This is a genomic window from Streptomyces sp. NPDC002156, assembly GCF_053593675.1.
The window spans coordinates 1-9122 of the sequence record NZ_JBSFDA010000263.1; the positions used below are offsets into that span (position 1 = coordinate 1).

General features: G+C 70.9%; 10 protein-coding genes. 3 read left to right on the forward strand and 7 right to left on the reverse strand.

All coding sequences use genetic code 11. The annotated features are described in order from the left end of the window. The 7 genes from ACWCRB_RS47100 to ACWCRB_RS47130 all read right to left on the reverse strand — a co-directional run. On the reverse strand, positions 1-723 hold a 723-nt coding region (locus ACWCRB_RS47100; RefSeq protein ID WP_451001956.1), incomplete at its 3' end, for an MSMEG_0567/Sll0786 family nitrogen starvation N-acetyltransferase. Then, positions 720-1802 (reverse strand): MSMEG_0568 family radical SAM protein, encoded by a 1083-nt coding sequence (locus tag ACWCRB_RS47105; RefSeq protein WP_451001957.1) that lies wholly within the window; start codon positions 1800-1802, stop codon positions 720-722. The genes ACWCRB_RS47105 and ACWCRB_RS47100, both read right to left, overlap by 4 nt. A gap of 10 nt (positions 1803-1812) precedes the next feature. Further along, positions 1813-2343 carry an MSMEG_0572/Sll0783 family nitrogen starvation response protein gene (locus ACWCRB_RS47110; RefSeq protein WP_369034260.1) on the reverse strand — a complete coding sequence of 177 codons (531 nt, stop codon included), beginning with the start codon at positions 2341-2343 and terminating at the stop codon, positions 1813-1815. Positions 2344-2384: 41 nt separating this feature from the next. Then, positions 2385-3200 (reverse strand): amidohydrolase family protein, encoded by an 816-nt coding sequence (locus ACWCRB_RS47115; protein WP_451001958.1) that lies wholly within the window; start codon positions 3198-3200, stop codon positions 2385-2387. Between the two features lie 16 nt (positions 3201-3216). Continuing rightward, positions 3217-4539 carry an MSMEG_0569 family flavin-dependent oxidoreductase gene (locus ACWCRB_RS47120; RefSeq protein WP_451001959.1) on the reverse strand — a complete coding sequence of 441 codons (1323 nt, stop codon included), beginning with the start codon at positions 4537-4539 and terminating at the stop codon, positions 3217-3219. Further along, positions 4536-4841, reverse strand: coding sequence for an MSMEG_0570 family nitrogen starvation response protein (locus ACWCRB_RS47125; protein WP_451001960.1), 306 nt, complete (start codon positions 4839-4841; stop codon positions 4536-4538). The genes ACWCRB_RS47120 and ACWCRB_RS47125 overlap by 4 nt, the downstream gene beginning before the upstream one ends. Before the next feature lie 217 nt (positions 4842-5058). Beyond that, positions 5059-6861, reverse strand: coding sequence for a helix-turn-helix domain-containing protein (locus ACWCRB_RS47130; RefSeq protein WP_451001961.1), 1803 nt, complete (start codon positions 6859-6861; stop codon positions 5059-5061). A gap of 163 nt (positions 6862-7024) precedes the next feature. Here ACWCRB_RS47130 and ACWCRB_RS47135 point away from each other — a divergent pair, with 163 nt between their 5' ends. The 3 genes from ACWCRB_RS47135 to ACWCRB_RS47145 all read left to right on the forward strand — a co-directional run. Beyond that, a complete protein-coding gene (locus tag ACWCRB_RS47135) occupies positions 7025-8041 on the forward strand; it encodes a carbon-nitrogen hydrolase family protein (RefSeq protein ID WP_451001962.1) in 1017 nt (338 codons plus the stop codon). Between the two features lie 57 nt (positions 8042-8098). Further along, positions 8099-8638 (forward strand): YbhB/YbcL family Raf kinase inhibitor-like protein, encoded by a 540-nt coding sequence (locus tag ACWCRB_RS47140; protein ID WP_451001963.1) that lies wholly within the window; start codon positions 8099-8101, stop codon positions 8636-8638. Positions 8639-8791: 153 nt separating this feature from the next. Beyond that, a partial coding sequence (locus tag ACWCRB_RS47145) for a Dyp-type peroxidase domain-containing protein (protein ID WP_451001964.1) occupies positions 8792-9122 on the forward strand: 331 nt, incomplete at its 3' end.

The following is a 9122-nucleotide window of genomic DNA, read 5'->3' on the forward strand; positions in this document are numbered from 1 at the left end:
CGAACTCGGCGACCCGCCGCCGGGGTCGCCGGAGACGGTCCGCGCCCCCATCGCCAGGGCCCCGCCGACCGGGTCCCGACCGGGGGCGCGGACCGCCGTTGTGGGGAGGGCCGCCAGGAGCGAGCCGAGGGGTGACTTGGTGGTTGTCACAAGGTTCGCGATCCGGTCGATCGGCCAGCGCATCAGGACGTGTGGTGCGTCCGCGACCGTCGTCGTTCGTATCCGGCGCCAGCCGAGGCGTCTGAAGAGGATCTCGTTGCGGGCCTGGACGGTCGCGTCGAAGCGGAGCACGCCGTCGGTCTCCGCCCGTGCGCAGGCCGCGCGGACCAGGGCCGCGCCGATGCCGTGCGGGCCTCGGGCTCCGCGGGCGACGACGAGCCGCCCGCCGGCCCACCAGCCGATGTCGGGGCCGTCGGTGACCGGGCCGAGACGCACCCCGCCGACCACCGTGCCCTCCGGGTCCCGCGCGACCAGGACGACGGTCCGGGGGTCGCTGTCGCGGTCGTCCAGGTCGTGGTGGGCGAAGAGTCCCTGCTCGTGGACGAAGGCGTCGCGGCGGAGCCGCCTGTAGGCGGCCAGATCCGCCGTGCCGTCCGCCTCCTCGACGCGGAAGGCGGGCAGCATCCGGGCGAGTGTGCTGCGGTCGCCCAGCAGGGCGAGGATGTCCTGCGGCCCGTCCCCGGCCGGCACGACGACGGAACCGTCGAGGTACACGGCGCTCACCCGCCCGCGGTCCGCAGGACACTGCACGCCCCGCAGGCCGCACACCCCGCCCGCTGGTCGGCGCCGCTCATCCCGGCCGCGCGCAGCTTCGCCGCGACGCCCTCAGTGACGTACCGCAGCAGGTCGGTGCTCGGGGCGGCGATCCCGTCGCGGGCGGCGAGCGTGCCGCCCATCGGGCGGTAGGGGACGACGAAGGGGTACACGCCCCGGTCGATCAACTCCCCCGCTCCCGCGACGAGTTCGTCGGGGTCCTCGCCGAGGCCGACGAGGAGGTAGGTGGAGACCCGGTTGGGCCCGAAGACCCGTACCGCCTCGTCCCACGCGGCCTCGTACTCGGCCATCGGGACGGTGGACTTGCCGGGCAGCCAGCGCCCGCGCACCTCGTCGTCCAGCGACTCGACGTGGATGCCGATGGCGGTGGCTCCGGCGTCGTACAGCTCCCGGATCCACACCAGGTCGCCGGGCGGCTCGCACTGCACCTGGATCGGCAGCCCGGGCACGGCTTCGAGGACCGCCCTGACCGACCGTACGAGGTTGCGGGCGCCCCGGTCGGGGCCGGCCGTCGTGCCGGTGGTCATCACCATCTGCCTGACGCCGTCCAACCGCACGGCCGCCTCGGCGACTTCGGCCAGCTGGGCAGGTGTCTTGGCCGCGACCGTCGCACCGGAGCGTAGGGACTCCTCGATGGTGCAGAAGCGGCAGCGGTCGGACTCGGCGTAGCGGATACAGGTCTGGACGACGGTGGTGGCGAGGACGTCGGAGCCGTGCAGACGGGCGATCTGCTCGTAGCGGATGCCGTCGGCGGTCGTCAGGTCGTAGAACTTCGGGCGGCGTACGGCGGTCAGGGTCAGGCCGGTGTCTTCCTCGCCGAGCCAGACCTTGCCGTCGCGTACGGAGTAGGGGCTGTCGGGGTTGGTGGGCAGCGCGGCGTTGGCACCGTCGACAAGGACGTGCCCGTCGTCGCTGGGCCCCGCGCCGTCCGGCCGCCGCACGGGCGCGTCCAACGCCACGCCGTGCAGGGCGAGTTCGGCGCGGGTCATGATCCGCACGTCCACCGCTGTGTTGGTGCCAACGCTCACGGTGTGCCCCTTACAGCTGGTAGGTGGAGTTGATGATGGCGCCCTTGCGCGCGTAGTGGATCAGCGCGTCCTGGACGTCCAGGGGGTGGGTGGGGATGACGCCCTCGATGAGGTCCTCCTCGCGGGCGCCGTGCAGGGACAGTCCGAAGCGGCAGCAGTAGGCCTTGCCGCCCTCGGCGATGAACGTCTTGAGCTGGTTGTTGATGTTGTGCTCGCCGGGGAAGGCGGAGTTTCCGACGGTCGGGAAGCCGCGGGTGGCGAGGCAGTTGAGCGAGCCCGGGCCGTAGAAGTAGATGGCGGTCTCGAAGCCCTTGCGCAGGGCGCGGGTCGCCTGGAGGACGGCGACGAAGGAGACCGAGGACTCGTGGGCGATGCCGTGGACGAGGGTGAAGTAGGTCTCGCCGTTCTCGGCCTGGTAGTCGGGGAAGACCTTCGTGGAGCCGTAGATGCTGCTGCCGTCGGCGAGCGAGGGGTGCGGGATCTCGTCGAGGGACTTCTGCTCGACGTCGGAGAGTTCGGCGGTGACGACGGATTCGGACATGGCTGTCTCCTTGCGCGTGCTGGAACTGGAAGGGGAGCGGGTCAGTCGTAGAGCGTGGCGAACGTGTCCCTGAAGACGAGTTCGCCGAGTTCGCCGCCGCCGGTCGCTTCGGCGAGCCGGGCGTACTCGCCCGTGAAGTCGCCCCACGGCTGGTCGCTGGCGAAGAGCACGCGGTCGTGGCCGATACCGCGGCGCTCGATCTCCTGGGCCAGCCAGCGGGGTGTGAAGCCGATGGCCCAGGAGAGGTCGGTGTAGACGCGCTTGCCGGCGGTGATCCAGTCGAAGAACCGGGAGCCGACGAGCTTGATGTGGCCGCTCATCCCGCCACCGAAGTGCACGAGGTGGACGGGCACCCGGTCGGCGTACCAGTCGACGAGGTGGCCGACCTCGTCGATGTCGGAGGCGGCGCCGGGCGAGGTGTGGACGTGGACAACCAGGTTGTTGTGCTCGGCCACCTGGAAGATGCGGTCCAGCATCGGGCGGCACACCGGGTCGGTCGGGCGCCCGCCGAGCAGGAAGCTCAACTTCAGCGCCTTCACGCCCTGTTCGCCGGCCAGGGCGAGCGCCCGTGCGGTGCGGTGCTCGTCCTCGGGGCGCGGGGACACCCACAGTCCGGCCCGGATCCGGTCGTCGGTCTGGGCGGCCTCGATCGCCAACTCGTTGAAGGAGAAGGCGAGATCGGGGTCGGGGACGCCGTAGTTGGGGATGACCAGGGCGCGTTCGGTGCCCTCGGCGTCCATGTCGGCGACGAGTTGCTTGACGGTGGCGCGGGCGGTGGTGTCGGGGTTGACGAGCGGTCCGCCGTAGAAGGGGTACGCGGGCAGGACGCCGATGTGGCGGTGTGCGTCGAAGACCATGGTCGGGATACCTCCTTCAGCCGATCGGGAGCGCGGAGGCGAGTTCGCTGGGGGCGCCGGTGAGCGTGCCGCAGACGTCGGCCATACGGCGGGACACGTCGATGTGGTTCGCGAGGAACTCGGCGTCCCTGCCCACCGCTTCGAAGCGTCCGGAGCCCCAGGAGTGCTGCCAGGGCAGGCCCAGGAAGTACAGGCCGGGGGTGCTGGTGGCGCCCCGCCAGTGCATGGGGTAGCCACGGCCGTCGAATGCGGGGATCTCGACCCAGCGGTGGTCGCGGGTGAACCCGGTGGACCAGACGACCGAGGTGATGCCGGCTGCCTCCAGGTCCAGGTCGGGTGCCTGTTCGGCGGGCTCCCACACCGGCACGTACCGGGGTTCGTCGGGGGCCGTGATCTTCCGCGCGGTGATGTGGGCGTCGATGCTGTCCTTGATGCCCTCGGCCACGGCGTCCGCCCGGTCGAGGTTGACCTTGAGGTCGTCGGCGAACTCCAGACGCGTACCGGCGGTACCGCCGATGCCCGTCAGCCGCCCGTGCAGACGCATTCCGTCGCGGGCGAAGGCCCGCAGGTCGATGTCACGGCCTCCGTCGCGCCCGGTGACGTAGTGGTTGACCCGCATCCGGACGGCGCCCGCGTCGTCGAACTCGTCGATGCTCTTGCCGTAGTACCCCATGTCGTCCAGCCAGGCCACGCAGTCCCGGCCCCGGTAGAAGCGGGCGACGCGGGGTGCGCTGCCGACGGCGAGATGGACCTGTCGGCCGGCCAGATGGAGGTCCTCGGCTATCTGGCAGCCGGACTGTCCGGTACCGACCACCAGGACGGCGCCCTCGGGGAGTTGGTCCGGGTTGCGGTAGCGGGAGGAGTGGATCTGCTCGACGCCTGCGGGCAGCCGCTCGGCCATCCTCGGAATGGACGGGGTGTGGTAGGGACCGGCGGCCACGACCACCTGGTCGGCGGTGAACTCCCCTTCCCCGGTGGACAGTTCGAAGACGCCTCCGGCGCCCCGGCGCAGTCCGGTGACGGCGACGCCCTCCCGCAGCGGGGGCTGGAAGGAGGCGACGTACCCCTCCAGATAGCGGATGATCTCGTCGCGGACCATGAAGCCGTCGGGGTCGTCTCCCTGGTAGGGGTAACCGGGCAGTTTGCACTGCCAGTTGGGCGTCACCAGGCAGAAGGAGTCCCAACGGCGCTCGCGCCACTCATGGCCTACCCGGTTCCGCTCGACGACGACGTGCTCGATGCCACGCTCGCGCAGGCAGTAGCTGACCGACAGACCGGCCTGGCCGCCGCCGACGACAGCCACCGGGTAGTGGGCCCCGGCCAGCCGTGGCGCGCTCACCGCATGCTCCCGTCGGCGTTGCTGAGTGCCTCGACGGCGACCTCGGCCCCGTCGAGGGATTTGTACGCGGCTGCGGTCCGTTCGATCTGCGCCAGCTGGTCGGAGGCCCCGGTGCAGGCGAATCCGTACTTCTCGCGCACCCGGTCGCTCGCGATTCCGAGCGCGGTCCGGCTTCGCTCCAGGAAGTCGCCGAGTTCGTAGACGCCACCGGGGGCGAGGTAGTCCTCGATTACCGTGGAAGGTGAATAGCAGCGCTGGGTCTCTCCGTCGGGCCAGCGCACATGGAAATACAGCTCAGGCATGAAATCCTCCATGCGGGGCGCCGAGGTTCGGTCACCTCGCCGCTGCTTCTGACCACCACTTCAGCCAGCGCGAATTACCGAACGGCGTCATCCGGAATAAGGCGGAGTTACATAGCCCTCACGCCAAGTACCCTTACATGCACGCAGAGTTGCCTCTGAGGCAAATCGAATGCGCCGAACGCCGCGCTGCCACGGAGAAATGGACTTGCCGCGCCGCTCAGGGTTTTTCGACCTGTCGGGCCAATTCATGGAGATGGACCGCGAGCTGAAGCCTCAGGGCGTTGTCCGGCTGCTGCCATTCGGGCCCGAGCAGTCCCCCGATGCGCTCGATCCGCTTGAGGAGCGTGTTGGTGTGGATGTGCAGGGCGCGGGCCGTTCCGGCGAGGTTGCGGGAACTGGCGAAGTACGCGGTGAGGGTGCCCAGCAGGTCGGTGCCGCGTTCGGTGTCGTGGGCGAGGAGGCGGCCGAGGGAGTCGTCGAGGAAGGCTCCGAGGTCCTGCTCCCGGTGGGGATCGAACAGGACGGTGTACATCGCGAGCCGTTCCGTGCTGGTCCCGCCGTCCCGTACCCCGAGTCCGCGCAGCAACCGGCAGCAGCGGCCGGCCAGGGTGACACCGGCGCCGAGCGGTTCCGGGCCGCGCGGGACGGGCGCGGCGCAGACGAGCACGGGGGCGCCGGTCACGCGCCGCAGTCGCTGGTGGACGCTCTTCGCGGCCGCCGTCGCGTCCTGGGCGCGGATCAGGGCGACGGGGACGCCCAGGTGCTCGCCCGCCAGACCGTCGTACTCCTCCGCGAGACCGTGCAGCAGCCGGGTCGTGTCGCCGAGCCGGTCCTTCGGTGCGTCGACCACCAGGACGGTGTCGAGATGCCCGGGCTCGATGTGCCGGGCGCGGGCGCGCAGCGCGAGTTCGGTGGAGAACGGGCGTGGGGCGGCGAGGAGTTGGGTGAGGAGCTCGCCCCGGACGCGTTCCTCGGCCCGGACGACGGCGTCCTGGGTCAGGGTCAGCAAGGCCGCGGTCTGCGCCGCGCGTTCAAGGGTGCGTGCCTCGACCGGGTCCGGGTCGCCGTGGCGGGACAGGACCAGGGCACCCATGTGAGTGGCGCCGACGACGACCGCCGCCACGGTGTGCCGCAGGGTGTCGCCACGCTCGACGGTGACGCAGCGGCCGGACCTGCGGCTCTCCTCGATGCCGGGGGCGACCGCCTCGGCCATGGGCGGGGAGGCGGTGAGGTCGGCGTGCTCGCGGACCCTCGCCTCGTCCTCGTCGGCGGGCTGCCCGCGGGCGACGAGGACGCGCTGGGCGTGGTCGAGGACGAGGACTCCACCGCCCAGGGTGTCCACGACGAGGTCGGCGACGGCGCCCACGTCACCGCCCGCCAGCACCACACGGGTGAGCGCCTCGTGCACGGCCTCGGCCGCCTCGATCGTGGCGTACGCCGTCTCCAGGGCGTGCAGGGCGCGGCGGCTCTCGTCGTACAGCCGGGCGTTCTCCAGCGCCACCGCCGCGTGGTCGCCGAAGGCGGTCAGCAGGGCGACGTCGTCCCGGACGAACGGCCGCTCCTGGCGGTTCGCCGCGATCAGCGTGCCGAGGAACCGGCCGCCCGCGATCAGCGGGACCCCGAGCATCGACACGATGCCCTCCGCCTCGATGGAACTGTCGATACCCGGGTGGTGGACGATGTCGGTCGACGCCAGATAGTCGCTCGCCCAGTACGGGGCCCGGGTCGTGGCCACGCGCCCGGCGATGCCGACATGGGCAGGACCGTGCGTCCGCTCGGCGAACCCGGGGGTGACCGTCCCGGCCGTGGCGCGCACCCGCAGATACGTCCCGTCCTCCTCCAGCACCGCCAGATAGGCGAGGTCGGTACCGATCAGGTCGTGCGCGTGCCCGACGACACTGGCCAGCACTTCCTCGACTCCGCGCAGCACGGTCAGCGAGCGTGCCGTGGCGTACAGGCTGGACAGTTCCCGCTCCCGACGGCGCTGCCGCTGGAGCTGTTCGTCCTCGGTGCGGTCCATGAGATGTCCTAGCTCACCACGGTCACAGGGTGGGTGAATCATACGCCGGACACGGATGAGGAGTGGAGGATTCATACCTCTTCCGGGCCGGGGAGCGGCCGTAACGTTCCCCACAACGAGCGAATCGAGCGAACGCCGTCGCGGCCGAGATGGAGTACGAGACATGGCTTCCGTAGTGCGCGTAGCGGCCGTACAGGCCGAACCCAAGTGGCTGGACCTCGACGCCGGGGTGGACCACGCCGTGGACCTGATCGCCCAGGCCGCCGCCGGCGGAGCCGAGCTGGTCGCGTTCCCCGAGGTGTTCCTGCCCGGCTACCCGTGGTGGATCTGGCTGGACTCCCCGCTCGCCGGCATGCAATACGTCCCCCGGTACGCGGACAACTCCATGACCCGCGACGGCGAACACCTCGCCCGCATCGCCGCGGCCGCCGCCGAGCACCGGATCTTCGTCGTCCTCGGCTTCGCCGAACGCACTCTCACCGGCAGCCTTTACATGGCCCAGGCGACCATCGACGACACCGGCCGAGTGCTCGCCGTACGCCGCAAACTCAAGCCCACCCACGCCGAACGCACCGTCTTCGGCGAGGGCGACGGCAGCGACATCCAGGTCCACGAGACCAGACTCGGCCGCCTCGGCGCGCTGAACTGCGCCGAGCACATCCAGCCGCTGACCAAGTACACGATGTACAGCAAGGGCGAGCAGATCCACGTCGCGTCCTGGCCGAGCTTCTCCGTCTACCGGGGCATGGCGACGGCGCTCGGGCCCGAGGTGAACACGGCCGTCAGCCTGGTCTACGCCGTCGAGGGGCAGACCTTCGTCCTCGCGCCCTGCGCCACGGTCGGCCAGGCGGGACAGGACCTGTTCTGCGACACCGACGCCAAGCGGGAACTCCTGCTCCAGGGCGGCGGATTCACGCGGATCTACGGTCCCGAGGGCAGCGAACTCGCCAAGCCACTGCCCGAGACCGAGGAGGGCATCCTCTACGCCGACCTCGACTTCGACCTCCTCGCCATCGCCAAGCACGCCTACGACCCGGCCGGCCACTACTCCCGCCCCGACGTCTTCCGGCTCACGTTCGACCCCCGTCCGAAGGAACGCGTCGAGTACGTCGACCCGGCTGCCGACACGGCCGTCACCGAGCCGAAGGATCCCGGCACGGACGTCGTCGCGCCCGACTGAACATGCCCCGCGGACACCCCCCTGGACACCCGCATGTCCCATGAAAGGAACGACGCCATGAGCGCCAACGACCCCTTCGCCCGCCTCCCCGAGGCAGCGACCTTCACCCTCACCAGCACCACGCTCACCGACGGCGCCCCGCTGCCCGTCGAGCAGATGTCCGGTCTCTTCGGCGTCCCGGGCGGCAAGGACGTCTCCCCGCAGCTGGCGTGGAGCGGCGCCCCCGAGGGCACCCGGAGCTACGCCGTCACGATGTACGACCCGGACGCCCCGACCGGCTCCGGCTTCTGGCACTGGGCCGTGGCCGACCTCCCCGCGACGGTCGGCGACCTGCCCGAGGGGGTCGGCGACGACACCGGATCGGGCCTGCCCGAGGGCGCCTTCCAGGTGCCCAACGACGCCCGTACCGGGCGGTTCATCGGCGCGGCCCCGCCGGCCGGGCACGGCGCTCACCGGTACGTCTTCGTGGTGCACGCCCTCGACGTCGAGAACATCGGCATCCCGGCCGACTCCACCCCCGCCTTCCTCGGCTTCACCATGGCCCGCCACATCCTCGGCCGTGCGATCCTCACCGCCACCGCCGAGACCCCCGCCTGACCATCACGTCGGACAGGCCGACGGATCATCGATGACGCCGCGAAGGAGCGGGCTCCGGTGAGAGGCTGATCGGGTCCGGTCTCCGTGTTCGACCAAGCGTCTCGTCGTTCGACAAGGCGTCTCGTCGAAGAAGCCCGCCGAAGGAATTGGGGAATGTCCGTGCCCGAGCCGCAACCCGTCCCGCAGTCGGTACTGAGCCCGCTCACCAACTCCGCCGTCTTCCTGGTCGTGACCGTCGATCCCGGCGGGGAGCCGGTCGTACGGGAGTTGCTGTCCGACCTCTCCGGTCTGGTGCGGGCCGTCGGTTTCCGGATTCCGGAAGGGGAGCTGACCTGCGTCGCCGGCATCGGCTCCGAGGCCTGGGGGCCGCGGTTGAACGGTGCCCGGGCCGGCGCGCGGGAAGACTTACGCGGAGAGGGCAGAAAGGTAGAGGGGGGGGGTTGGACAAAATGTTTTTATGAAAGTGTAGTTAGAGGGGGGGGGC

Bases quoted from the DNA above. Each gene is read 5' to 3' on its own strand.
- ACWCRB_RS47135 (WP_451001962.1), top strand. From the start codon at position 7,025: ATGGCTTCCGTAGTGCGCGTAGCGGCCGTACAGGCCGAACCCAAGTGG.
- ACWCRB_RS47115 (WP_451001958.1), bottom strand. From the start codon at position 3,200: ATGGTCTTCGACGCACACCGCCACATCGGCGTCCTGCCCGCGTACCCC.
- ACWCRB_RS47130 (WP_451001961.1), bottom strand. From the start codon at position 6,861: ATGGACCGCACCGAGGACGAACAGCTCCAGCGGCAGCGCCGTCGGGAG.
- ACWCRB_RS47110 (WP_369034260.1), bottom strand. From the start codon at position 2,343: ATGTCCGAATCCGTCGTCACCGCCGAACTCTCCGACGTCGAGCAGAAG.
- ACWCRB_RS47125 (WP_451001960.1), bottom strand. From the start codon at position 4,841: ATGCCTGAGCTGTATTTCCATGTGCGCTGGCCCGACGGAGAGACCCAG.
- ACWCRB_RS47140 (WP_451001963.1), top strand. From the start codon at position 8,099: ATGAGCGCCAACGACCCCTTCGCCCGCCTCCCCGAGGCAGCGACCTTC.